The organism is Streptomyces sp. NPDC003035, assembly GCF_042888285.1.
Taxonomy (GTDB): Bacteria; Actinomycetota; Actinomycetes; order Streptomycetales; family Streptomycetaceae; genus Streptomyces.
Map to the genome: position 1 here is coordinate 464,381 of NZ_JBIAPJ010000003.1, position 23,410 is coordinate 487,790.

A 23,410-nucleotide genomic window follows, 5' to 3' on the forward strand; every position below is an offset into this window, starting at 1 on the left:
GATCTCGGCGACCAGCTCCGGTTCGACGAGTACGACGTCGATCGGCGGGCACGACCCCCAGGAGGTCGTGGACCGCACGCCGTCCCAGGGGTGGCCGGGCTCTGCTGGTGTCAGCCGCTCGGCCAGGCCGCGCGCCGCGTCGCCAGTTCCTTGAGCGCGATGTTGAGCCGGAGGACGTGGACGCGCGGCTCGCCGATGAAGCCGAGGATCCGGCCGTCGGTGTGGTCGGCGACGAGCTTCTCGACGGTCGCCACGTCCAACTTGTTGCGCTCGGCGACACGGTGGACCTGGAGCTTCGCGTACTCCGGCGAGATGTGCGGGTCCAGGCCGGAACCGGAGGAGGTGACGGCGTCGGCCGGGACGTCCTCCGGCTTCACGGTGTGGTCGGCGGTGGAGTTGTCCTCGACGACGGCCGCCTTGGCGTCCTTGACCCACTGGATCAGGCCGGCGTTGTCCCCGGAGCGGTTGGTCGCGCCGGACAGGACGATCGAGTACTGGGTGTTGACGCTGTTGGTGCCGAGGCCGTTGGAGGGGCGCGGCTGGAACCAGCGCAGGTCCGGGGCCGGCGTCTCTTCGCCGTCCTTGACCGGCAGGTCGTAGCGCTGGCCGATCACTTCGGAGCCGACGACCTTCCCGCGCGCGTCCTCGATCTCGGAGCCGTTCGCCTTGCCGGGAAAGGCCACCTGGGCGATGCCGGTGACGGCGAGCGGATAGAGCACGCCACAGACCACCGTGAGGACCAGGAGGGCCCGGAGTCCCGCCCACAGCACGCGGCCGGTGTTTCCTACCGAGTTGTTCATGTTCGTCAGCACGCTTTCCGATCAACGCAGCCCGGGGATGAGGGAGAGGATCAGGTCGATGAGCTTGATGCCGATGAACGGGGCGATCAGGCCGCCCAGTCCGTACAGGCCGAGGTTGCGGCGGAGCATCCGGTCGGCGCCGGCCGGCCGGTAACGCACGCCCTTCAACGCCAGCGGGACGAGGGCCACGATGATCAGCGCGTTGAAGATGACGGCCGACAGGATCGCGGACTCGGGCGAGGCCAGGCCCATGATGTTGAGCTTGTCCAGGCTCGGGTACGCCACCGTGAACATCGCGGGGATGATCGCGAAGTACTTCGCGACGTCGTTGGCGATCGAGAAGGTCGTCAGCGCGCCCCGGGTGATGAGGAGTTGCTTGCCGATCTCGACGATCTCGATGAGCTTGGTCGGGTCGGAGTCGAGGTCGACCATGTTCCCGGCCTCTTTGGCGGCCGACGTGCCGGTGTTCATCGCCACGCCGACGTCCGCCTGGGCGAGAGCCGGAGCGTCGTTCGTACCGTCGCCGGTCATCGCGACGAGCTTGCCGCCGGCCTGCTCGCGCTTGATGAGGGCCATCTTGTCCTCGGGGGTGGCCTCCGCGAGGAAGCCGTCGACGCCCGCCTCCTCGGCGATGGCCTTCGCCGTCAGCGGGTTGTCACCCGTGATCATGACCGTCCTGATGCCCATGCGGCGCAGCTCGTCGAACCGCTCCCGCATGCCCTCCTTGACGACGTCCTTGAGGTGGACGGCCCCCAGGACGCGCGCGCCCTCGTCGTCGTCGACCGCCACCAGGAGCGGCGTGCCGCCGGCCCGGGAGATCCGGTCGGTGAGCGTCCAGGCGTCCTCGGAGACGTGCCCGCCCCGCTCCTCCACCCAGGCGACGACCGAAGCGGTGGCGCCCTTGCGGACCTTGCGGCCGTCGAGGTCCACACCCGACATACGGGTCTGGGCGGTGAAGGCGACCCACTCGGCGTGGGGCACCTCGCCCCGGTGGCGCGCGCGCAGGCCGTACCTCTCCTCGGCGAGGACCACGACGGAGCGGCCCTCGGGCGTCTCGTCGGCGAGCGAGGAGAGCTGCGCGGCGTCGGCGACCTCGGCCCCGGTGGCCCCCTCGACCGGGACGAACTCGGCTGCCTGCCGGTTGCCCAGGGTGATGGTGCCGGTCTTGTCCAAGAGCAGGGTGGAGACGTCTCCGGCGGCCTCCACGGCACGGCCGGACATGGCCAGGACGTTGCGCTGCACGAGGCGGTCCATGCCCGCGATGCCGATCGCGGAGAGCAGGGCTCCGATCGTGGTCGGGATGAGGCAGACCAGGAGCGCGGTCAGCACGGTCGTCGAGGTCTGCCGGTCGGCGCCCGCGTAGATCGCGAAGGGCTTCAGTGTGACGACGGCGAGCAGGAAGACGATGGTGAGGGACGCCAGCAGGATGTTGAGGGCGACCTCGTTCGGGGTCTTCTGCCGGGCGGCGCCCTCGACCAGATGGATCATCCGGTCGATGAAGGTCTCGCCGGGCCTGGTCGTGATCGTGACGACGATCCGGTCCGACAGCACCTTCGTACCGCCGGTCACGGCCGAACGGTCGCCGCCCGACTCACGGATGACCGGGGCCGACTCACCGGTGACGGCGGACTCGTCGACGCTCGCGACGCCTTCGACGACGTCACCGTCGCCGGGGACGATGTCACCGGCCTCACAGACCACCAGGTCGCCCACGCGCAGCTCCGAACCCGGAACTTGCTCCTCGGTCACGCCGTCCGCGGCGAGACGGCGGGCGACCGTGGCGGTCCTGGCCCTGCGGAGCGTGTCGGCCTGTGCCTTGCCACGGCCCTCGGCCACCGCCTCGGCCAGATTGGCGAAGACCGTGGTCAGCCACAGCCAGCCGGTGATCGCCCAGCCGAACTGGTCGCCGGGGTTCCTGACGGCCAGCACGGTGGTGACCACCGAGCCGATCAGCACGACGAACATGACGGGCGACGTGATCATCACCCGCGGGTCGAGCTTCCTGATCGCGTCCGGGAAGGCCCTGACCAGCTGCCGGAGATCGAAGACGCCTTCGCCGACCCGTCCGGCCGCTCGTCCGGCCGCTCCGGGGACGCTGGACGGGTCGCCCTGCGGTCCCTTCGCCGGAGTGGCGGGGGTGGTGATGGCGGTGGACGGCTGGTTCACGCTCGCCTCTCGACTGCTGTCTTGCCGCTGTACGTCGATGGTCATGCCGCGAGCCCTTCGGCGAGCGGCCCCAGCGCCAGGGCCGGGAAATAGGTCAGACCGGTGATGATCACGATGGTGCCGACGAGAAGGCCCGTGAACAGCGGCTTCTCGGTCCGCAGCGTGCCCGCGGTCTCCGGTACGGGCTTCTGCTCGGCGAGCGAACCGGCCAGCGCCAGGACGAACACCATGGGCAGGAACCGGCCGAGCAGCATCACGATGCCGATCGTCGAGTTGAACCACTGGGTGTCGGCGTTCAGTCCGGCGAACGCGGAGCCGTTGTTGTTGGCTCCGGAGGTGTAGGCGTAGAGGATCTCGGAGAATCCGTGCGCGCCGCTGTTCGTCATCGAGTGGGCCGGGGTGTCGAGCGCCATGGCGGCGGCGGTGAAGCAGAGCACCAGCGCCGGGGTGACGAGGAGGTAGCAGGCCGCGAACGTGATCTCGCGGGTGCCGATCTTCTTGCCGAGGTACTCGGGTGTGCGGCCGACCATCAGACCGGCGATGAACACCGCGATGAGCGCCATGATCAGCATGCCGTAGAGGCCGGACCCCACACCGCCGGGCGCGATCTCGCCGAGCTGCATGCCCAGGAGGGTGATGCCACCGCCGAAGCCGGTGAAGGAGGAGTGGAAGGAGTTGACCGCACCGGTGGAGGTGAGGGTGGTGGCCACGGCGAAGATCGAGGAGCCGCCGATGCCGAACCGGGTCTCCTTGCCCTCCATGGCGCCGCCGGCGATGTCGAAGGCCGGTCCGCCGTGGTGGAACTCGGTCCACATCATCAGGGCGGTGAAGCCGAGCCAGAAGGTGGCCATCGTCGCCAGGATCGCGTAACCCTGCCTGAGCGAGCCGACCATGCGGCCGAACGTGCGGGTGAGGGCGAAGGGGATGACGAGGATCAGGAAGATCTCGAAGAGGTTGGAGATCCCGTTCGGGTTCTCGAAGGGGTGGGCGGAGTTGGCGTTGAAGTAGCCGCCGCCGTTCGTGCCCAGCTCCTTGATGACTTCCTGGGAGGCGACGGCGCCGCCGTTCCACTGCTGCGGGCCGCCGATGAACTGGCCTACCTCGTGGATCCCCGCGAAGTTCTGTATGGCGCCACAGGCGACCAGGACAAGAGCGCCGATCACCGAGATCGGCAGCAGGATGCGGACGATTCCGCGCACCAGGTCGGCCCAGAAGTTGCCCAGCTCACCGGTCCGGGACCGGGCGAAGCCGCGCACGAGCGCGACCGCGACCGCCATGCCCACCGCCGCCGAGACGAAGTTCTGCACCGCCAGGCCGCCGGTCTGGACGACATGGCCCATGGCCTGCTCGCCGGCGTACGACTGCCAGTTGGTGTTGGCCACGAAGGACGCGGCGGTGTTGAACGCCTGGTCCGGGTCGATCGAGGCGAAGCCGAGCGACCCGGGCAGCGAGCCCTGCGTCCGCTGGAGCAGGTAGAGAAAGAGGACGCCGACCAGGGAGAAGACGAGGACGCCGCGCAGGTAGGCGGCCCGGCGCATCTCGATGGTGGGGTCGGCGCCGATGCCCTGGTAGATCCACCTCTCGACCCGCAGGTGCGTGGCGGAGGAGTAGACCCGGGCCATGTGGTCACCGAGCGGCCGGTAGGCGAGGCCGAGCGCCACGAGCAGGGCCAGGAGTTGGAGAACGCCGGAGAGTGCGGGGCTCATGTCCCCCGGAGCGGCAGCGACCGATGTCACCGTCAGAACCTCTCCGGCTTGACGAGGGCGAGGACGAGATAGCCCAGCAGGGCGGCGGCCACGAGGAGACCGATGATGTGCTCGGCGGTCACAGCTTGGCCACCCCCTTGGCGATGAGGGCCACCAGCGCGAAGACCGCGACCGCGGTGACGACGAAGGCCACGTCGGCCATCGTGAGCTCCTGAGTGAAGAACGGATTCTCGGACGAGATGAGCAAAGCGCTCATCTGCCGGGTCCCGGCTTCCGTTGACGCCTCCCTGACGGCACGCGGCGCGCTCTTGACGCGTCCCGTACGGGCCCTGCCCGGCCGGCACGGCCGCGCTCGGCCCGCACGGCCCGCACGGCCCGCACGGCCCGCACGGCCCGCACGGGCCTCGCCCGGCCCGCACGGGAACCGGGTCCCTCACTCCGTTCGGAGCGCCCGTGCCGTCGGGGTCCGTGCCGCCCAGAACGCCGGGACCAGCGCGCCCGTGAGCGCGATCGCCATGCCGGCCAGGGCGAGCCCAGCCAGCAGAGGCACGCCGTACACGTCGATGTGGGCGGCCGGGATCGTCGTCCCGACCGCGCGCCCCATCGCCGGCATCACCGTGCGGTGCAGGGCCACCCCGAGCGGCACCCCGATCGCCCCCGCCACGAGGCCGATCGCGCCCACCGAGGTGAGGACCTGGACGATCGTCTGGCGGGGGGTCATGCCGAGGGCCTTGAGCACCCCCAGGTCCCGGATCCGCTCCCGGGTGTCGAGCACGACCGTGTTGAGCACGCCCAGGCAGGCCACCGCGACCAGCATCAGGGTGAGCATCGCGATCAGCGCCTGCATCGCCAGGATCACGGTCGACCGGCCCGCCTCCGTCGGGGCCGCGTACGCGCCGAGCGGCGTCAGGGCGGCGTTCAGCTCCTCGACGTAACGGGCCGTGTCCGTCCCGGGCGTGAGCTCGACGGCGAAGTCGGCCGGCATGAAGCGCGTCCGCAGTGCGGCCACCGACGACGCGTCGGTGCGCAGCGCCATCCCCTGGTCGCCGAGGTCGAAGATCTCGCCGACGATCCGCAGCCGCACGGTGCGTCCCTGCTCCGACAGGGCGACCGTCTCGCCCACCCGCACCCCGGCGGCCTGCAGGAAGCGCGAGGCCGCGACCGCCTCGCCCGGACCGCTGAACCAGCGCCCGGAGACCATCGTGGGGTCGTTGCCGGTCGTGTCGCCGTCGTACGCGACGAGGGGCGCTCCGCCCTTGAGACCGGCCACGCCCACGTGCGTCTTGGCGGTCCGGTGGAAGGACGCGGTCTCCGGGTGGGCTTCGATCGCCGCCGCGACCTTCGCCGGATCGGCCGGCTCCGGCGGCGCCGTGGCCTGGGGCGTCGGCCGCGCCACGGTGTGGACCGTGACGGCGCCGCCGCGGTCCGGGTCCCCGCCCGTCCTGACCCCGACCAGCGTGCTGCCGAGGCCCACGGCGAAGGTCACCGCCAAGGCTCCGAAGGCGATCGCGGCGGCCATCGTCGCCGAGCGCCCCGGCCGGGCGAACGGGCCCGCGAGTCCCAGGCCGACGGGGCGCGGCAGCGGCAGACGGCCCAGCAGCCGGCTCGCGCGGCGCCCCCGGCCGCCGCCCCCGGTCCGGCCCGCGCCGAGCACCTGCACGGTGCGCAACCGGGCCGCCCGCAGCGCGGGGCCGAACGCGGTGGCGACGACCACCAGCAGGGCTCCGGCCGGCACGACGAGATCCACCCACAGGGGGATCAGCACCGCCGCCGTCCCGTACGTCTCCGCCACCTCCGCCATCAGCGGGACGGCGAGCGCGTTCCCCAGGACGGTGCCCAGGAGCGCGCCCACCGAGGCCGGGATCAGTGCCTGCCCGACGTACGCGCGCCCCACCTGGAGCGGGGTGAAGCCGAGGGACTTCAGGATCCCGATCCGCCGGGTCGCGGCGCCCACCGCACCGCTGACGACGATCCCGATCACCAGGACGGACATGGCGAGGCCGAGCAGGGCGAAGGCGGTGACGAAGGGGACGAAGGCGGCCGTGTTCTCCTGGGCGGTCTGTTGGACGTCGAGGTACGACTGCGTACCGGCGACCGCGCGCGGCGGCAGGGCGGCGGCGATCGCGGCCCGGCACGCCTCGATGTCGGCGCGGGTCGCGGAGTCGGAGAGTCGGTAGAGCATCTGCTGCCCGAGGGGTGACCCCAGCTGTGTCGCGGAGTGCGTCCCGTGCCCGGGGGGCGTCCCCGCCGGTGTGCCGGTCAGTCCGGGCAGCTGCGCCGGTACGACCCAGGCGTCCGCGCTCTCCCCCGCCGACTCGGCGATCCCGACCACGGTGAGCTCGGTGTCACCGGCGCGAAGGCGGGTCCCGAGCCCGATGCCGCGCTCGGCCGCGCCCCGCTCCAGCACGATCTCCCCGGGGGCTTCGGCCCAGCGCCCCTCGACCGTCTCCACCCGGTCCACCGGGGTCTCGGCCGGGCCGCGCCCCACCACCGTCAAGGGCGGCGGTTCGAAGCCCGGTGCCGCGCCGCCGGTGTCGTACAGCCGCACGGAGACGACCGGGAACGGGCCCGCGGCCGCGTCCACTCCGGCGGCGTCGGCGGTCGCCGCGAGCTGCCCGGTGGTGACCGCCGCTCCGTCGAACTGCACCGTCAGATGTGCCCCTCGCTGCTGGGCGAAGGCCCGGTCGAACGGCGCCTGGGAGGCCACCAGCAGTCCGACCGCGAGGACGGCGGCCGCCACCGAGAGGAGCGTCGTCAGCGCCATCACCGCGGTCTGCACCCGGCGCCGTCCGACCCCGCCCCGGACCACCCGTCCCAGGGCGCCGCGCCGGACCACCGGAAAGCCCGCCGGACGATTCGCCGGGCGGCTCATCGAGCGGCTCATCGGGCCACCGCCCGGACGTCGCGTGCGATCCGGCCGTCGACCAGCTGGATCGTCCGTGTCGCGCAGGACTCGGCGAGCGCCAGGTCGTGGGTGACAAGGACGATGCTCTGCCCGTCGGCGTTGAGCTCGCGCAACAGATCGCGTACGTCCGCCCCGGAGGCGGTGTCCAGCGCGCCCGTGGGCTCGTCGGCGAGCAGCAGCGGCGGACGGTTCATCAGGGCCCGGGCGACCGCAACGCGTTGGCGCTCCCCACCGGACAGCCGGCCCGGGTAGGCACGGGCGTGCCGGTCGATGCCGAGCTGTTCGAGGAGTTCGGCGGCGCGGGCCGCGGCCCGGGCGGGCGCCATGCCGGAGAGCTGGGCGGGAAGCAGCACGTTGTCGGCGACCGTGAGGTCGTCGAGGAGGTGGAAGAACTGGAAGACCATGCCGATGCGCGAGCGCCGGTACTTCGCGGAGGCGGTCTCGTTCAGTCCGTCGACGCGCAGCCCGTCGACGGTCACGCTGCCCGTGGTGGGACGGTCGAGACCGGCGATCATGTTGAGCAGCGTCGACTTCCCGCTGCCGGACGGCCCGAGCACGGCGAGCACCTCCCCGGGCAGCACCTGGAGCGTCAGTCCGTCCAGCGCGGGTGGGCCCTCGTCGTACGCCTTGGTCACCTGGCGTACGTCGATGAGGGGGTCGGTCATGGGTCTCCTCCATGGCTCGGATCGGTCGGGCACGACGCTAGGAGCGAGGGGGTCGCGCCCACGTCGGCCGCGGTGCGGAAGACGCGTACCGTGCGGGAATGACGGCTCCGGTCCGTCATCCCCGCGATGTACGCCCGTGGTGCACGGCCGTGCGTCTCGCGGCTGATTCGGCGCCCTCGACCGCTTGGCACACTGAGCCGGTGAGCAGGGAAGAAGAGTCAGTCGTCCGCCGGGTCCGCGCGTGGTGGTCCCTCGGTGCGGCCGCGGCGTCCTCGCGCCGGTCGTGGGCCGCCGATGCGGTGATCGCCGTGACGCTGGCGGTGTGCACCGTCCTGGGCGATCTGGACCGTTCGTACGTGGAGGTGGTCCACGGGGAGCCCGAAGCGCCGGTCCCGGTGGGGCCGCCACCGGTCCCACCGGTCCCGCCGCCGGGGAAGCACCAGTTACTGCCGGCCGTGGAGCACACGCTGCCGCCGGTGGAACTCTGGGAGTTGCTCGCGGCGGTGCTGACCGCCCTGCCGCTGGTGCTGCGCCGTCGCTTCCCGCTGGCCGCGTACTGGGCGGTGGTGGGTGCGACGGTGGTGCTGCACCTGGGCGACGTCGCCAAGGACGCGACCACGGTCACGTTCGCCTCGGGACTGATCGCGGCGTACAGCGCGGCGATGTACAGCCCGCACCGCAAGGCCACGGCCGCCTCGCTGCTCGCGGGGGTGGTGCTGTACGCGACGACACCCCTGGTCCCCGAGGTGGACGGGGGCCTGGTCCCCGTACTCGTCCTGATCCCGGTCGCCCTGGCGGCGCACGGCATCCACACCTGGCGTCGGCGGGCGCAGGCGCTGCGGGAGGAGCGACACGAAGCGCTGCGACGGGCCGTGGAGCAGGAACGCTCTCGGATCGCCCGTGAGTTGCACGATGTGGTCACCCACAACGTGAGCATGATGACGATCCAGGCGGGCGCGGCGCGCAAGGTGCTGGACGTGTCGCCCGAGCAGGCCCGTGAGGCGATGCTGGCGGTGGAGGCGGCCGGCCGCACGGCGATGTCGGAGCTGCGCCATGTGATGGGGCTGCTGACCATGGCGGCCGACGGGCCGGATCCGGCCGCGACGGTGGACCTGGCCCCGCAGCCCGGTCTCGATCGGCTGGAGGAACTGGCCGGCCGGGTGCGGGACACGGGCGTGCCGGTGGAGCTGACGGTGCGCGGCACCCGGGTCGAGCTGCCGGCCGGGGTCGATCTGGCGGCCTACCGGGTGGTGCAGGAGGCGCTCACCAACGCGGTGAAGCACGCGGCGGGGGCGAGCGTGTCGGTCACGGTGGAGTACGCGCCGGGCGAGGTACGGGTGGAGGTGGCCGACACCGGCGGGCCGGCGCTCCCCTCGGCCGCGCCCGGCGGCGGTCGCGGGCTCATGGGTCTGCGCGAACGCCTCGCGGTCTACGGCGGTACGCTGCACGCGGGCAGGCGCCCTCGCGGGGGCTACCGGGTCCGCGCGGTGATCCCGGTGGAGGAGTCGTGACCGAGGCACCGCGCGTGGTGATCGTCGACGACCAGGCCCTGGTGCGTACCGGCTTCCGGATGATCCTGGCGGCCGACGGCATCGAGGTGGTCGGGGAGGCGGCCGACGGGGACGAGGCGGTCGCCGCGGTCCGCCGTACGAAGCCCGATGTGGTCCTGATGGACATCCGGATGCCGGGCACCGACGGTCTGGAGGCGACGCGCCGCATCCTCCGGGACGACGGGGCGGCGGCGCCGCGCATCGTCATCCTGACCACCTACGACCTCGACCAGTACGTGTACGCCGCGCTGAGCGCGGGCGCGAGCGGCTTCCTCCTGAAGGACGTCACTCCCGAGCACCTGGCGGCCGCCGTCCGGCTGGTCCGCTCCGGGGACGCCCTGCTGGCCCCGGCCATCACGCGCCGTCTCGTCGAGCGGTTCGCCGCCTCCCGGGACCGCACGACGTCCCTGCACCGGGATCTGTCGACGCTCACGCCGCGGGAGCTGGAGGTCTTCGAGGCGCTTGCCCGGGGCGACAGCAACGCCGAACTGGCGGCTCGCTTCCGGCTGAGCGAGGCCACCGTCAAGACGCATGTCGCCCGCATCCTCGCGAAACTCCGGCTCCGCGACCGTGCGCAGGCGGTGATCGCCGCGTACGAGACGGGCCTGGTCACGCCGGGATCCGCCGGCGAGCCGCAGCCGCGCCGGGAGCGCTGACGGCCGCGCGGATCAGGAGGAGCGGGAACGGGCGAGGGTGCCGAGCACGCGCAGGTGCGGCCGGCCGTCGCCGTCCGGGTGCGTGACCGTCACGCGGACCCCGTAGACGTCGGCGATCAGCGCGGGTTCGAGCACCTCGCGCGGCGCACCGGCGGCCACCACCCGCCCGCCGGAGAGCATGACGATCGTGTCGCAGTACATCGCGGCGAGGTTCAGGTCGTGGAGGGCCACGATCGTGGTGACCGGCAGCGCGGACACCAGGTCGAGGAGGTCGTGCTGGTGCTGGATGTCGAGGTGGTTGGTGGGTTCGTCGAGGAGGAGTTCCCTCGGCTCCTGGGCGAGGGCCCGGGCGATCTGGACGCGTTGGCGTTCACCGCCGGACAGGGTCTGCCAGGGCTGTTCCGCGCGGTCGGCGAGGCCGGTGCGGTGCAGGGCGTCCCGTACGGCGTGCTCGTCGGCGGCCGTCGGGGGCGACCAGGCCCGCCGGTGGGGGATGCGGCCGAGGCGTACGACCTCGGCGACCGTGAGCTCGACGAGGGTGTCGGCCTGCTGCTCCACGACCGCGACGCGCCGGGCGACGTCCCGGCGGCGCAGGTCCGCGAGCGGCCGGCCGTCGAGGGTGACGAGACCGGAGGACGGCTCCAGGACTCCGCAGAGCAGCCTCAACAGGGTGGATTTCCCGGAGCCGTTGGGACCGAGGAGCGCCGTGGTGGTGCCGGGCTCCGGGGCGATGTCGACCCCGTCGAGGATCAGCCGCCCTCCGGCGGTGCGCGCCACGCGCTCGGCGCCGAGCGTCGTGGAACCGGGCGAGCCGGGTGTCACGTGACCGGGTGTCATCGGTGGGCCTTCCTGCTCCGGTACAGGACGAGGACGAACGCGGGGACGCCCACGAGGGAGGTGACGACGCCGACGGGCACCTCCTGGGGTTCGAGGACGGTCCGGGCGAGCGTGTCGACCCAGACCAGGAAGACGGCTCCCCCGAGGGCGGTGACGGGCAGCAGACGGCCGTGGCCGGGTCCGACGAGGGCGCGGGCGGCGTGCGGCAGGACGAGCCCGACGAAGCCGATGGCGCCCGCCGAGCTGACCAGCGCGGCGGTGAGCAGCGCGGTGGCGCACAGCAGGACGAGCCGGGCGCGGGCCACCCGTACGCCGAGGGTGGCCGCCGCGTCCTGACCGAACGCGAAGGCGTCGAGCGTACGGGCATGACCGAGGCAGACGGCCAGGGCGAGCCCGAGGACGGCGAGGCAGAGCCATACGTCGGTCCAGCCGGCGCCGCTCAGCGAACCGAGCAGCCAGAACAGCACCCCGCGGGTCGTCTCGGCGTCGGCGGAGGTGACGACGACGAAGGAGGTGAGCGCGGAGAACAGCTGCATCGAGGCGACGCCGGAGAGGACGACCCGGTCGGGCGTGCCGCCGAGCGTGTGGCTCAGCAGCAGCATCGCGGCGAAGGAGCACACCGCGCCCGCGAAGGCGCCCGCGGAGACGGACAGCGCTCCCCCGCCGACGCCGAGGACGACCACCACGACCGCTCCGGTCGAGGCGCCGGAGGAGACACCGAGGACGAAGGGGTCGGCGAGCGGATTGCGCAGCAGGGACTGCATCACGGCGCCGCAGAGGGCGAGACCCGCCCCGCACACGGCGGCGAGGAGGGTACGGGGCAGCCGCAGGTTCCAGATGATGCCGTCCCGGATCGGGCCGACCCCTGAGGGCGTGCCCCCGAGGTGCGAGGCGACGACGGAGCCCACGTCACCGACGCCGATGTCCGCCGGTCCGATGGTGAGGGTCACGGCGAGGGAGAGGACGAGCGCGGTGCAGCCGGCCGTGATGCGCAGCAGGGCGGCGGTCACTTCGCGAGGCCGTGCGCGCGCAGGGCGGCGGCGACCTGCTCGATGCCCTCGACGGTACGGATGGTCGGGTTCATGGCCTGGCCGCTGAGGAGCACGTACCGCTTGGCGCGCACGGCGTCCATCTTCTTCGTGACGGGGTCGGACTCCAGGAACGCGATCTTCTTGGCGGCGCTCTCCCCCGACTGGGCCTTGCGGGTGAGGTCGCCGATCACGAGGAGGTCGGGGTTCCGGTCGGCGACGGACTCCCAGCCGATCTGGGGCCATTCCTCGGTGGTGTCGTCGAAGACGTTCTTGGTGCCGGTCTCCCGGGTGATGACGCCGGGCGCTCCGCAACAACCAGCCACGTAGGGGGACTTGGCGTCGGAGAACCAGTAGAGGACGCTGACGTCGGCGACGCGGAGGCCGGCGGTGGCCTCGGTCACCCGGGTCTTGAGGCGGGCGATGAGCTCCTCGCCCCGCTTCTCGACGCCGAAGACGCGGGCCAGGTCGCGGACTTCGCCGTAGACGGTGTCCATGGCGAGCGGCGTGGTGCGCTTGCCGTCGCCCCCGCCGCTGTTGTCCTTGCCCACACAGTCGGAGGGGGAGAGGTAGGTGGGGACGCCGAGCTTCTCGAACTGCTCGCGGCCGGCGACTCCGCCCTTGCCGAGGGTGGAGCCGAAGGAGGCGGCGACGAAGTCGGGTTCGGTGTCCAGCACCTTCTCGAAGGAGGGGTTGTTCTCCGCGAGCCTCGGGACGGCGGAGGCGGCCTTCTCCAGCCCCTTCATCACCGGGTCGGTCCAGGTCGCGGTCCCGACCATCCGGTCCGCGAGGCCGAGGGACAGCATGATCTCGGTGGTGCCCTGGTTCAGGGAGACGGCCCGGCGCGGCCCGCCGGGCGGGATCTCCACGGTGCGGCCGCAGTTCTCGAGTGTCCGCGCCGGGGCGGACGAGGCCGGCCGGGCCTCGCCGGCGGCGCCGCCGCAGCCGGTGAGGAGCAGCGCTCCGGACACGAGCAGGGCGAAGGAACGGGGGGTGCGGGCGAGAGGCACGGCTCATCCTCGGCGTCGAGGGCCCATACGCGGGGCCCGTTTCGTACGGATTCGCCAGCAGGTCTTCGGACTCGGGGTCATCCGGGCGGGACGCCTTCCCGGCCCGGTTCCCCGGTCCAGTGACTTCGTGCCCCGCCCGTCACCCTCACCGCTGCGCGTCAGCTCCGGATTCGCACCGGATTCCCTGACTCGCGTACGTCACGCACGTGAGTTCGACTGGCTACGGCAAGCTACCACAGCGCCGGCCGGGCCCCTCCGTACGCCGACGGGGCGGCGGTGGGAGGGCGCGCGATCCCTTCCGGGATCTGTCGCACCGCTCCACCGCCGCCCCGTTCACCGGGACCCGGACGTGCCGGGTTCCGAAGTGGGCCGTGGGCCCGGCGAGGTCAGGCCACCGGCGCCGGGAACGTCGGGTACTCCACGCCGGAGACGTGCTGGACGACCCGGATGACCTGGCACGAGTAGCCGAACTCGTTGTCGTACCACAGGTAGAGGATCGCGTTGTCGCCGTCCACCTTGGTGGCACCGGCGTCGACGATCGAGGCGTGGCGCGAACCGACGAAGTCCATGGAGACCGCGTCGGGGGCCGTGGTGAAGTCGATCTGGCGCTTGAGCGGCGAGTGGAGCGAGACGTCGCGGAGGTAGTCGAGGACCTCCTCGCGGGTGGTCTCGCGGCCCAGGCGCAGGCTCAGGATGGCGATCGAGACGTCCGGGACGGGGACGCGGATCGAGCTGCCGGTGATCGGCGCCTTCAGGTCCGGAAGCGCCTTGGCGACGGCGGAGGCGGCACCGGTCTCGGTGATCACCATGTTGAGCGGCGCGGAACGGCCGCGGCGGTCGGCCTTGTGGTAGTTGTCCAGCAGGTTCTGGTCGTTCGTGAACGAGTGGACGGTCTCGACGTGACCGCGCAGGACGCCGTACTCGTCGTCCATGGCCTTGAGCGGCGGGACGATCGCGTTGGTTGTGCAGGAGGCACAGGACAGGATCTGCTCGTCCGGCTTGATGGTGTCGTGGTTGACGCCGTGGACAATGTTCGGGACGTCGCCCTTGCCCGGGGCGGTCAGGACGACCTTGTCGATACCGGGGCGCAGGTGCTTGGACAGACCCTCGCGGTCCCGCCACTTGCCCGTGTTGTCGATGAGGATGGCGTCCTTGATGCCGTACGCGGTGTAGTCGACCTCGGACGGGTCGTTCGCGTAGATCACCTTGATCGTGTTGCCGTTGGCGACGATCGTGCTGGTCGCCTCGTCCACGGTGATGGTGCCCTGGAACTGACCGTGGATGGAGTCGCGGCGCAGCAACGAGGCGCGCTTCACCAGGTCCGCCTCGCCGCCGCCGCGCACGACGATGGCGCGCAGGCGCAGGCCGTTGCCGGAGCCGGCCTTCTCGATGAGCAGGCGGGCGACGAGGCGGCCGATGCGGCCGAAGCCGTAGAGGACGACGTCGCGTCCCTCGCGGCGCTCGATCTTGTTGGCACCCGTGGCACCGACGACGGCCTCGGCGGTGAAGTCCGCCACCGACAGACCGCGGTCGTCGGTCTTGTATTCCGCGGCGAGCATGCCGATGTCGATCTGGGAGGGACCGAGATCGAGCGCGGCGAGCGCCTGCAGGAAGGGCATCGTCTCGGTGACCGAGAGTTCCTCACCGGCGATCTGCCGGGCGAATCGGTGGGTCTTGAGGATGCTGACCACCGACTTGTTCACCAAGGAGCGGCTGTGCAGGAGGACGGTGACGTCATACTCCCGGTGCAGCTTCCCGATGATCGGGATCATCGACTCCGCGATCTCCTCGCGGGTCTTCCAACTGGTGAACGAGTCCTCGTTGACAGTCACAGTTTTATCTTTCGAGCTAGGCGGCGCTCATATGCTAACCCGCCCCTCCTTTGATCGTTCAAGGGGTCCCTGGGGACGGGCATCGACGCCCCACTTCGCCCGATTTCAGCCCGATATGGACAGGCCGTACGCCACCGAGCGGAACGGAGCGGCCCCGCTCTCCACCGAACGTGTCCGTTTCGACCCACCCGCCTCCGGCAAGCCGCCAAGCATGATGGACATCGGCTACACGATGATGACCGAACAGGCAGGTCCGCGTGAGCTCGTCGAGCACGTGGTCGAGGCGGAACGGGTGGGGTTCGACTTCTCCGTGATCTCGGACCACTCCTTCCCCTGGCTGGAGTCGCAGGGGCACGCACCGTACGCGTGGAGTGTCCTGGGAGCGGCCGCGCGGGCCACCTCGCGCATCCCGCTGATGACCTTCGTCACCTGTCCCACCTTCCGGTACCACCCCGCGGTGATCGCCCAGAAGGCCGCGACCATGCAGCTGCTGTCGGACGGCCGCTTCCGGCTGGGCCTGGGATCGGGAGAGAACCTCAACGAGCACATCGTCGGCTCCGGCTGGCCCTCCGCCCGGGTCAGGCTGGCCATGCTGGACGAGGCGACGACCATCGTCCGGGCCCTGTTCACCGGCGAGTACGTCTCCCACCGCGGCGTCCACTTCCAGGTCGACAACGCGCGCCTGTGGGATCTCCCCGACACGCCGCCGCCCCTCGGCATCGCCGCGTCGGGCCCGCGTTCCTGCGAGCTCGCCGGCCGCCAGGGCGATCTGCTGATCGCGACGGAACCGGAACGGGAGCTCCTGGACGCCTTCGACGCCCACGGCGGCGCCGGAAAACCGCGCATCGGACAGCTTCCCGTCTGCTACGACCCCGACCCCCAGGCGGCGGTCGACCGCGCCCACGAGCAGTTCCGCTGGTCGGTGGGAGGCTGGCACGTCAACGCCGAACTCCCCGGGCCTGCCGGATTCGCCCAGGCCACCGAGCATGTGCGTCCCGAGGACGTGGCGAAAGCGGTGCCGTGCGGGAACGACGTCGGCGCCGTCGTCGAGGCGGTCCGCGCCTTCGAGGAGGCGGGGTTCAGCGAACTGGCCCTGGTCCAGATCGGCGGCGAACACCAACGGCCCTTCCTCCGCTGGGCCGAGGACGAGCTGCTGCCCGCGCTCCGGGAACGATGAGGAGACCGACCATGGTGGATCGCGCCGCGCTCTTCGACGTCGACGGCACACTCGCCGACACCAACCACCTGCACGTCGTCGCCTGGTGGGAGGCACTGCGCCAGGCAGGGCACGAGGTTCCGATGCACGCGGTCCATCGCGCGATCGGCCTTCCGGGAGAGCAGCTCCTGGAGCACCTGCTGGGCGACCGCCGCGACCGCGCCGAGGACGACCGCCTGTCGGGGGCTCACGACACCATGTACGGCACGTACTTCGAGCGGCTCCCCGCCTTCGCCCGGGCCGGCGACCTGCTGCGCGCCCTCGCGGAGGACGGCTGGAAGGTCGTCCTCGTGACCTCCGCCAAGGACCGCGAGCTCGCGGCCCTGCGCCGCGCCGTGGACGCGGACGACGCGATCACGGACACGGCCACCTCCGACGACGTCGACGAGGGCAAACCCGCACCCGATCCGATCCTGCACGCGCTGTCCCTCGCCCGAGTGCCCGCGGACCGGGCCGTGTTCGTCGGCGACAGCGTCTGGGACATGAAGGCGGCCGGCGCCGCCGGAGTGGTCGCGACCGGCCTGCTCTGCGGTGGAATCCCCCGGGCGGACCTGACCGACGCGGGGGCCGCGGCCGTCTACGACGACCCGTCCGACCTCCTCGCCCACCTGAGCACGAGCCCGTTCGCGAAGATCCCGGGCTCGTAGGAGCTCCTCTCGTAGCCCACCCGTATCTCTAGGCACAGCAGCCCAGTTGAACGCGTCCGCGTACTCATGTCCGGCAGCGGCCCGATGGCTACGGTCGTCTCACCGGGGGGAAGACCGGAGGCCACGACGCGCTTTCCGCGCCGGCGCGGCCTCCTCCCCTCGCCTGCCCAGGTTCATGGAGAGGGACCGTTCTGATGCTTCTTCGAAGCGGCGCATGCCGGCGCACGGCGCTTGCCACCGCGACCGTCCTGATCGTCACCGGCCTCTGCGCCACCACCCACGGGGTGGCGCTCGCCGACGACCCCGCGCCCCTGCCCTCGCCCGTCGCCGACGAGGTGGTCGTCCCGGACCCGGGACGTTTCCAGCCGCGCGGCGAGGACATCACCAGCGCCGGCGGCACGGGCTACGTCCACCGTCAGGAGGGCAGCCCCGGACCGGTCTGGACCGACTACGCGAGCGGCGCCGACGGGCCGCTGCCCCCGGGCCACGCGCTGAGCCACTCGGGCCTCTTCCCCGCCCTGTCCGCCGGGTCGGTGGCCCAGACCCGCACGCTCACCGTCACCAGCGGGGACACGCCCGCACGGGCTTCGGTGACGCTCCCGCCGGGCCGGCGGTGGGCGCAGGCGTACAACGCGGACACCGCCCTCACGTACACCTCGGCCACCGACCACCGGATCACCGGCCTGTACCTGCGCCGGTCGGTCGACGGCGCCACCGTCGAGCGGCCGGTGACCGGGCTCGGTACGGCGTACGGCCTCAAGGTCGTCCACCAGGACACGCGCGGGGCGTGGCTGACCACACAGACGGCGCCGGGCGGCGCGACCGCCGCGTACCTCCTCGACTACCGCACCGCGACCGTGACGCCCTCGGCCGTCGTGAAGACGGGAAGCCCGGCGTCGGTCGCGCTCGGCGGCCGTCACTATCTTCTCCAGTACGGAGCCGAGGAGACCGTCCACACCGTCCCGCGCGACAACCCGGGCGCGCCGCCGGTCGCGACTCCGTTGCCGCCGGCCGGCCACGGAGAGGACCGGTACCTGCCCGCCTCGTTCACCGTGATCGGCGACTGGATCGTCGTACGCCGCGCTCCGCTTGTGCTCGACTCCCCGGGCGGCGGCGGCACCGCCCCCATCGGTACCAGGCTGCTCGCCGTCCCCCTCGGCGGCGGACCCGCCCGCGAACTCCTTCCGTACGCCGCCGCGGGCTTCACCACCGCCCCCGACGGGAGCGTCCTCGTCACCGGCGGCACCGGAGCCAAGGAGTGGGCCGTGCGGCGGATCACGCTCGGCGCCGACGGGGCGCCCCGGCTCACCACGGTGCGGAAGGTGCCCCATGTGCCCGCCACGTACAACGGGCTCGCGGTCGGCGGTGGCCGGGTGAGCCACCTCAGCGACACACAGTCGCCCTGGGCGCTGTACGAGGTCGACACGGCCGCGCCGACCGAGGCCAGGGAACGGTACCGGGGGCGTGACTGGGTGCTCCAGGGGCTGCGCGATCTGGGCGACGGGCAGAGCGCGTTCGTCGACGAGAACACGCTGATCTCCACCGGCCCCGATCGAATCCGCGGCGTGACCGTGCCCGTGGACAGCACCCCGGTCGACGCGGCCGGGCGGTACGCGGTCACCGAGGGCGACGGCACCCAGTACGTCGTCGACTTCGGCGACGGCCGGGGCGCCACGGTCCTCCTCACCCGCGCCCCCACGGCCGCCTCCGTCTGGGCCGGCACACTGTGGAAGCCCGCTCCCGCCACCGGGACCGTGAACGCGTACGACCTGGTGACGAAGGCGACCTCACCGGCCGTCGACCTCGGCTCCGGATGCGTTCCGGACGAGCTGCAGGCCGTGGGCCGCTGGCTCTACTGGAGCTGCGACGGCAAGGCGGGCGTATACGACCAGGTGCTGAGGAAGAGCGTCGGTGTCCCTTCGGGCGAGGCCCTCCTCGGGGACGGGTTCCTCGTACGGCGCGACAACGCGGCGGGCCGGCTCCTGCTCACCGACGCCCTCACCGGACAGACCTCCGTGTTCGCCGACGTGCCCGCCACGGCGGCGGCGGCCGGTTCGGGCCGGCGCGTCGACTGGAGCGTCGACAGGTTCGGCGGCGGCGTGGCCTACGTCGACGCGCTGCGGAACATCCACGTCAAGCCCGTCCCGATCGCACCGCAGCCTCTCACCCTGCTCGAATCCTCCGTCGACCCGTCGTTCAGCGCCATCGCCCCGGCCGACCGGACGTGGGACGCCCTGTGGCGTCTCTCGCGCCCGGCGGCCCGCTCGAAGGTCGTGATCCGGGACGCCTCCGGGCAGGTCGTACGGACCCTCGACGGTCCCGGCGGCCCCGGCGCCGCGGTCACGGCGCGGTGGGACGGCAGGAACGACGCGGGCGGCCTGGTGCCGGAGGGGCCGTACCGCTACACCCTGGACGTGCAGGTGGACGAGGGAGGCGGCTTCGTGAGGCAGGCGAGCGGGGACGTCGTGGCCTACGACACGATCCCGAGCCCCGCCTCCTGACCGCCCGCGGGCGGGACCGCATGCAGGTCCCGCCCGCTCGGCCCGCGCGCGTGCCATGAGCGGCGTGTCGGCCGGTTGCGGTGGCGGTGGCGATCGCGGTGGCGGTGGCGGTGGCGGTGGCGGTGGCAGAGGACCACGAAACCCGAGTGCACCCGGTCGGGCGATCCTGTGATCATGTGCGGATGCCCCACCTTCTCGAACCGCTGGTCGTCCGCCGCACCCTCCGCCTCCCCACCCCCACCGGTCCCGCCGGGAACGGCCAGGGCGCCGCGCGCCAGTTCGACGCCGCTCTGATGTCGGTGGGCTTCACCCTCTCGTCGGAGCTGCTGACGCACCTGTCGGGGCTGTCCGACGACACGGTGACCGCGACCGCCGTACGGACACTGGACGTCGTCCGCGAGATGGTCGGCGACCATGTCGAGCACAACGTCTACTTCCTCGACTTCCCGGCCAACGTGCCCGACACCTTCGACTTCTGGATGCGGTGCGTCGCGGACGCGATGGACGACGAGGGCTCCCGCGAGCGCACCCTCGCCCAGCTCGAGAGCGGCGCCGTCGACCTGCTCACCCTCCCGACGTACGGAACGTACGGGCACACGTACGCCGAGATGCTCACCGCTCATGAGGAGCTGACCGCCGCGGCCGGCGACCGTCTGACGGTCCTCCACCTGGGCGAGGACGCGGACACCGAGGTCACCGCGCTGTACCTCGCCCTCGCCGGCAGCACCACGCCGCTGGGCGAGGACGACCTGCGCGACCTCGCCGTGCTCGCCGGTCACTGCGTGGACGGACCCCAGCCCGAGGCGGTCCCTGTCCGGGAGAACCTCGCCCTCCTCAACCGTGCGCGCCTGGCTGCCGGTGCCGGTCTCCTTCTCGACACCGTGACCGATGTGCTCCGGCTCGCCTGTGCGCTGTCGGACGGCGATGTCACCCTTCAGAAGCCGACCCGGTTCCGCGCCCTGTCCCGCCCCAGCCGCCGCGCACTGCTCGCGGGCCTGGACTCCGTGGTCGCCGCCGCACCCGCCAAGCTCGCCGACGTCGGCGCGCACCGCGAGGCGTGGAAGCGGCTCGGCGAACGCCTCCACCCCCACGAGTACCCACGCGTGCCCCACGCCGCCGAGGTGTTCGCCGTCGCCCGGGGCGAGAAGAAGGTCCGCCCCTTCGACAGCCGGGTCGAGGAACTCCTCGGCCGGCACGACGTCGTCGGCGCGACGGAGCTGCTGACGTCCGCGCCGGGCAAGCTGTTCCGCTCCGTGGACCGTCTGCTGCGGGCGGCGTCCGGCCCGGACGAGCGCGAGGCCGTGGTGACGGCCGCCGTCGAGGCCGCGCCCCAGGTGTCCGGCCGCGTCGTGCTCGCGGTACGGGAACACCTCCACAACCGTCACGAGAAGGCGGGCGGACGCAGGCTGTTCGTCAACCGCCTCGGCCGCGCCTGGGTCACCGACGATACCCGCGAGACCGTGCCGCCGGCCGAGCACGACCGTCTGACGGCCGCGCTCGACGCCGAGATCCGTCGCCGACTCCCCTCCCCCGGACATCTGTTGATCGACCCCGACGTCCTCGACGTGGCGCTGCCGCTCAGTGGCCGGGTCACCGCGTCCAGCCTCGGCGTCCTGCCCCGCGGGTCCGTCACCCCGGTCGACGGCGAACTGCTGCGCTTCTTCGTGTACTGGAAGCAGACCGAGCGCTCGACCGACTACGACCTGTCGGCGCTCCTCCTTGACGCCGATCACTCGACCGTGTCCTGGCTGTCGTACACCGCCCTCACCGCTCTCGAGGGCGAGCACTCCGGCGACATCACCGACGCGCCCGACGGCGCCTCGGAGTTCATCGACCTGCGCCTGGGAGCCGCCCGTGGGACGTACATCGTGCCGCAGGTCGACATCTTCTCCGGGGAGGGCTTCGAGGAGGTGGCGGAGTCGTTCTTCGGTTTCATGCTGCGCGACGCGGAACAGGGCGGCCGCCCCTTCGAGGCACGTACGGTGAGCATGAAGTCGGATCTGCGCGGGCCCGGCAGGGTCGCACTGCCGCTGGCGTTCGTACGCGGCGACGACGGCCGGTGGCACGCCAGGTGGCTGCACCTCTACCTGAAGGGCCGACCGACGGCCAACCGGGTCGAAGGGAACCGGATCTCCGTCGCGACGCTGCTCCGCGGCATCGTCGAGCGCGCCCCGCTCACGGTCCGCCACCTCGTCGGGCTGCTCACCGACGACACGGTGGCGACCACCATGCTCGGGGACGGCGCGACCGTCCCGGGCGGACCGGTCACCTACATCGGCCTGCAGCGGCCGGAGGGACTGCACCCGGACTCCCGGATCATCACGCCGGAAAACCTGCGCGACCTCATCCCTGAGTGACTGCTATCTTGACGGCGGCGAGGCCATGAAGGGGCTTCCTTCTCAAAACCAATTGAACCTAGTCCCTTCGCTTTCCTCGCCCTCGACCTACGCCGGCCGGGAAGCCTTCAGGACACCTATCTTGTCGATGCGGTGCTCCGGGTTGCCCTGGGCGTCCCGCCAGAAGTTGCCCGCCGCGTCGTCCTCCGGCGTCGCGCAGGTGGAGAGAGTGATCATGGCCCGGGTGGGCTTCTCACCCGGCGCCCCCGGCACCGCGGCCCGCTGTTCCGCGAGGGAACGGGTGGAGCGGAAGGACGTCGTCCGCGTCTCGGTGATCCGGTACTCGTAGACGGTGTCGCCCGCGGTGACGAAGACCGAATCGCCCACGTCGACGGCGGGCAGCTCGCGCAGGGGGCCGCCGGCGGAGAGCCGGTGGGCGGTCACCAGATAGTTGCCGATCTCGCCGGGGCCGACGCCGCCCCGCTTCCCGTACGGGCTGGCGGCCACGCCCCGGTCCTGGATGCGGGTACCCGCAGGATCGTCGGTCGTCCCCTCGTACGGCACGACGGTCAGCTCTTCGACACCGATCGACGGTATGGACATCTCGGCGGCGCGGGACCGCTTGCTGGGGTCCGGTTCGGGGGCCTGGGCCGAGGCCGGCGGGGGTGTCGCCGGGGAGGGTGTCGCCGGCGACGTGGGTGCGGCTGCGGGCGCGGTGTCGCGAGCGGGTTCGGACACGCTGGACGAAGCGGCCGTGACGGGCGCGGCGGTCGTACCACTGGCACCGTCCGCCGCCGAGCAGCCGACGAGCACGGCGACGACGGACGCAGCAAGGACGCAGCAGGCGCTTCGAGCTCTGTGCATGGCCTTCCGAAGGGTTGCGGGACACGCTTTCGGCCATCGGTCACCCGCGAGAACGACAGAGGTCGAGCGCGTATTCCCTCCTCTCCACAGCACGGGGCCCAACCGTTTTCGAGAAAACCTCTTTGGACATACCTATAGGGCGAGAGGTAATCTCACGGCATGCCCGATTCCCGCGCGTCCGCCCAGGACCTCGACCGTGTCGCCTCCGGCCTCGCGGCGTGCCTGCCCGCGCTGAACCGGGCCCTGGACCGGCGTGTGGGCCAGGACTTCGCGCAGCCCAAACCGCCGGAGGCCCAGCTCGCCCTGCTGCGGTTCGTCGCGCGGCGGGAAGGCGCCACCGTCCGTGAGGCCGCCGAGGCCCTGCTGATGCGGCCGAACAACGTGAGCGCGCTCGTCTCCCAGCTCACCGAGCGAGGGCTGCTGGAGCGCCGCCAGGACGCGGCCGACAAGCGGATCGCGCACCTCTACGCGACCGCCCGGGCCCAGCTGGAGCTGGCCGAGGTCCGTCACCTGCAGGACCGGCACATCGCCCGCGCCCTGCAGTGCCTCACCGAGGGCGAGCAGGACGCTCTGGGCTCGGCCCTCGGCGCGCTGAACTCACTGGCGCGCCACCTTCACCCCGCGCCGGCAGCCGAGTAGACCCGGGCGCCCCTTTTCGGGGGAGCGCCACGCGGCCGGCTCCGTGCCCGCG

The 23,410-nt window shown here is 72.2% G+C and carries 19 protein-coding genes and 1 riboswitch; of the genes, 7 read left to right on the forward strand and 12 right to left on the reverse strand.

Annotated features, from left to right (window positions below; all coding sequences use genetic code 11):
• Positions 1-110 precede the first annotated feature (110 nt).
• The 7 genes from ACFYV5_RS11760 to ACFYV5_RS11790 form a co-directional block, all read right to left on the reverse strand.
• Entirely contained in the window at positions 111-800 is a 690-nt protein-coding gene (locus ACFYV5_RS11760; protein WP_389167295.1) for a potassium-transporting ATPase subunit C, read from the reverse strand.
• Between the two features lie 21 nt (positions 801-821).
• Entirely contained in the window at positions 822-3,011 is a 2,190-nt protein-coding gene (gene kdpB, locus ACFYV5_RS11765; protein WP_389167298.1) for a potassium-transporting ATPase subunit KdpB, read from the reverse strand.
• Entirely contained in the window at positions 3,008-4,672 is a 1,665-nt protein-coding gene (gene kdpA, locus ACFYV5_RS11770; RefSeq protein WP_389167846.1) for a potassium-transporting ATPase subunit KdpA, read from the reverse strand. The genes kdpB and kdpA overlap by 4 nt, the downstream gene beginning before the upstream one ends.
• A 32-nt stretch (positions 4,673-4,704) precedes the next feature.
• Positions 4,705-4,794, reverse strand: a complete 90-nt coding sequence (kdpF, locus tag ACFYV5_RS11775) for a K(+)-transporting ATPase subunit F (RefSeq protein WP_355110399.1) — start codon at positions 4,792-4,794, stop codon at positions 4,705-4,707.
• Positions 4,791-4,928 carry a hypothetical protein gene (locus tag ACFYV5_RS11780; protein ID WP_355110398.1) on the reverse strand — a complete coding sequence of 46 codons (138 nt, stop codon included), beginning with the start codon at positions 4,926-4,928 and terminating at the stop codon, positions 4,791-4,793. The genes kdpF and ACFYV5_RS11780 overlap by 4 nt, the downstream gene beginning before the upstream one ends.
• A gap of 177 nt (positions 4,929-5,105) precedes the next feature.
• A complete protein-coding gene (locus ACFYV5_RS11785; RefSeq protein WP_389167302.1) occupies positions 5,106-7,556 on the reverse strand; it encodes an ABC transporter permease in 2,451 nt (816 codons plus the stop codon).
• Positions 7,553-8,242: an ABC transporter ATP-binding protein gene (locus ACFYV5_RS11790; RefSeq protein ID WP_355110396.1), complete on the reverse strand. Its 690-nt coding sequence runs from the start codon at positions 8,240-8,242 to the stop codon at positions 7,553-7,555. Before ACFYV5_RS11790 ends, ACFYV5_RS11785 begins: the two co-directional genes overlap by 4 nt.
• Before the next feature lie 200 nt (positions 8,243-8,442).
• Between ACFYV5_RS11790 and ACFYV5_RS11795 the strand changes: the two genes are divergently transcribed.
• Positions 8,443-9,753 (forward strand): sensor histidine kinase, encoded by a 1,311-nt coding sequence (locus tag ACFYV5_RS11795; RefSeq protein WP_389167305.1) that lies wholly within the window; start codon positions 8,443-8,445, stop codon positions 9,751-9,753.
• Complete coding sequence (locus ACFYV5_RS11800; protein ID WP_389167308.1) at positions 9,750-10,448, forward strand: response regulator; 699 nt, start codon at positions 9,750-9,752, stop codon at positions 10,446-10,448. The genes ACFYV5_RS11795 and ACFYV5_RS11800 overlap by 4 nt, the downstream gene beginning before the upstream one ends.
• Positions 10,449-10,460: 12 nt before the next feature.
• Here ACFYV5_RS11800 and ACFYV5_RS11805 read toward each other — a convergent pair whose 3' ends face one another.
• The 4 genes from ACFYV5_RS11805 to ACFYV5_RS11820 form a co-directional block, all read right to left on the reverse strand.
• Positions 10,461-11,285, reverse strand: a complete 825-nt coding sequence (locus tag ACFYV5_RS11805; RefSeq protein ID WP_389167311.1) for an ABC transporter ATP-binding protein — start codon at positions 11,283-11,285, stop codon at positions 10,461-10,463.
• The gene (locus tag ACFYV5_RS11810; RefSeq protein ID WP_389167314.1) at positions 11,282-12,295 is read right to left on the reverse strand and encodes a FecCD family ABC transporter permease; all 1,014 of its coding nucleotides are present in this window, start codon (positions 12,293-12,295) and stop codon (positions 11,282-11,284) included. Before ACFYV5_RS11810 ends, ACFYV5_RS11805 begins: the two co-directional genes overlap by 4 nt.
• Positions 12,292-13,323, reverse strand: a complete 1,032-nt coding sequence (locus ACFYV5_RS11815; protein ID WP_389167316.1) for an ABC transporter substrate-binding protein — start codon at positions 13,321-13,323, stop codon at positions 12,292-12,294. The genes ACFYV5_RS11810 and ACFYV5_RS11815 overlap by 4 nt, the downstream gene beginning before the upstream one ends.
• Positions 13,324-13,361: 38 nt before the next feature.
• Positions 13,362-13,559: riboswitch (cobalamin riboswitch) on the reverse strand.
• Between the two features lie 150 nt (positions 13,560-13,709).
• The gene (locus tag ACFYV5_RS11820) at positions 13,710-15,155 is read right to left on the reverse strand and encodes a glyceraldehyde-3-phosphate dehydrogenase (protein WP_355110390.1); all 1,446 of its coding nucleotides are present in this window, start codon (positions 15,153-15,155) and stop codon (positions 13,710-13,712) included.
• A 211-nt stretch (positions 15,156-15,366) separates the two neighbouring features.
• Between ACFYV5_RS11820 and ACFYV5_RS11825 the strand changes: the two genes are divergently transcribed.
• From ACFYV5_RS11825 to ACFYV5_RS11840, 4 genes are all read left to right on the forward strand, one after another.
• Complete coding sequence (locus tag ACFYV5_RS11825; protein WP_389167850.1) at positions 15,367-16,332, forward strand: LLM class F420-dependent oxidoreductase; 966 nt, start codon at positions 15,367-15,369, stop codon at positions 16,330-16,332.
• Positions 16,333-16,346: 14 nt separating this feature from the next.
• Positions 16,347-17,018, forward strand: coding sequence for an HAD family hydrolase (locus ACFYV5_RS11830; RefSeq protein ID WP_355110529.1), 672 nt, complete (start codon positions 16,347-16,349; stop codon positions 17,016-17,018).
• 194 nt (positions 17,019-17,212) lie between these two features.
• Entirely contained in the window at positions 17,213-19,519 is a 2,307-nt protein-coding gene (locus tag ACFYV5_RS11835; protein WP_389167319.1) for a FlgD immunoglobulin-like domain containing protein, read from the forward strand.
• A gap of 182 nt (positions 19,520-19,701) precedes the next feature.
• Positions 19,702-21,876: a hypothetical protein gene (locus tag ACFYV5_RS11840; protein ID WP_389167322.1), complete on the forward strand. Its 2,175-nt coding sequence runs from the start codon at positions 19,702-19,704 to the stop codon at positions 21,874-21,876.
• An 87-nt stretch (positions 21,877-21,963) separates the two neighbouring features.
• On the opposite strand, the gene ACFYV5_RS11845 is transcribed toward ACFYV5_RS11840, so the two are convergent.
• A complete protein-coding gene (locus tag ACFYV5_RS11845; protein WP_389167325.1) occupies positions 21,964-22,719 on the reverse strand; it encodes a class E sortase in 756 nt (251 codons plus the stop codon).
• Between the two features lie 159 nt (positions 22,720-22,878).
• Between ACFYV5_RS11845 and ACFYV5_RS11850 the strand changes: the two genes are divergently transcribed.
• Positions 22,879-23,358: a MarR family winged helix-turn-helix transcriptional regulator gene (locus ACFYV5_RS11850; protein ID WP_389167328.1), complete on the forward strand. Its 480-nt coding sequence runs from the start codon at positions 22,879-22,881 to the stop codon at positions 23,356-23,358.
• Positions 23,359-23,410: the final 52 nt, after the last annotated feature.

What these genes read in the sequence shown, in the direction of transcription:
- ACFYV5_RS11785 (WP_389167302.1), bottom strand. Translation starts at nt 7,556, where the DNA reads ATGAGCCGCTCGATGAGCCGCCCGGCGAATCGTCCGGCGGGCTTTCCG.
- ACFYV5_RS11840 (WP_389167322.1), top strand. Translation starts at nt 19,702, where the DNA reads ATGCCCCACCTTCTCGAACCGCTGGTCGTCCGCCGCACCCTCCGCCTC.
- ACFYV5_RS11825 (WP_389167850.1), top strand. Translation starts at nt 15,367, where the DNA reads ATGATGGACATCGGCTACACGATGATGACCGAACAGGCAGGTCCGCGT.
- kdpB (WP_389167298.1), bottom strand. Translation starts at nt 3,011, where the DNA reads ATGACCATCGACGTACAGCGGCAAGACAGCAGTCGAGAGGCGAGCGTG.
- kdpA (WP_389167846.1), bottom strand. Translation starts at nt 4,672, where the DNA reads ATGAGCCCCGCACTCTCCGGCGTTCTCCAACTCCTGGCCCTGCTCGTG.
- ACFYV5_RS11790 (WP_355110396.1), bottom strand. Translation starts at nt 8,242, where the DNA reads ATGACCGACCCCCTCATCGACGTACGCCAGGTGACCAAGGCGTACGAC.
- ACFYV5_RS11845 (WP_389167325.1), bottom strand. Translation starts at nt 22,719, where the DNA reads ATGCACAGAGCTCGAAGCGCCTGCTGCGTCCTTGCTGCGTCCGTCGTC.
- ACFYV5_RS11760 (WP_389167295.1), bottom strand. Translation starts at nt 800, where the DNA reads ATGAACAACTCGGTAGGAAACACCGGCCGCGTGCTGTGGGCGGGACTC.
- ACFYV5_RS11835 (WP_389167319.1), top strand. Translation starts at nt 17,213, where the DNA reads ATGCTTCTTCGAAGCGGCGCATGCCGGCGCACGGCGCTTGCCACCGCG.
- ACFYV5_RS11805 (WP_389167311.1), bottom strand. Translation starts at nt 11,285, where the DNA reads ATGACACCCGGTCACGTGACACCCGGCTCGCCCGGTTCCACGACGCTC.
- ACFYV5_RS11780 (WP_355110398.1), bottom strand. Translation starts at nt 4,928, where the DNA reads ATGAGCGCTTTGCTCATCTCGTCCGAGAATCCGTTCTTCACTCAGGAG.
- ACFYV5_RS11850 (WP_389167328.1), top strand. Translation starts at nt 22,879, where the DNA reads ATGCCCGATTCCCGCGCGTCCGCCCAGGACCTCGACCGTGTCGCCTCC.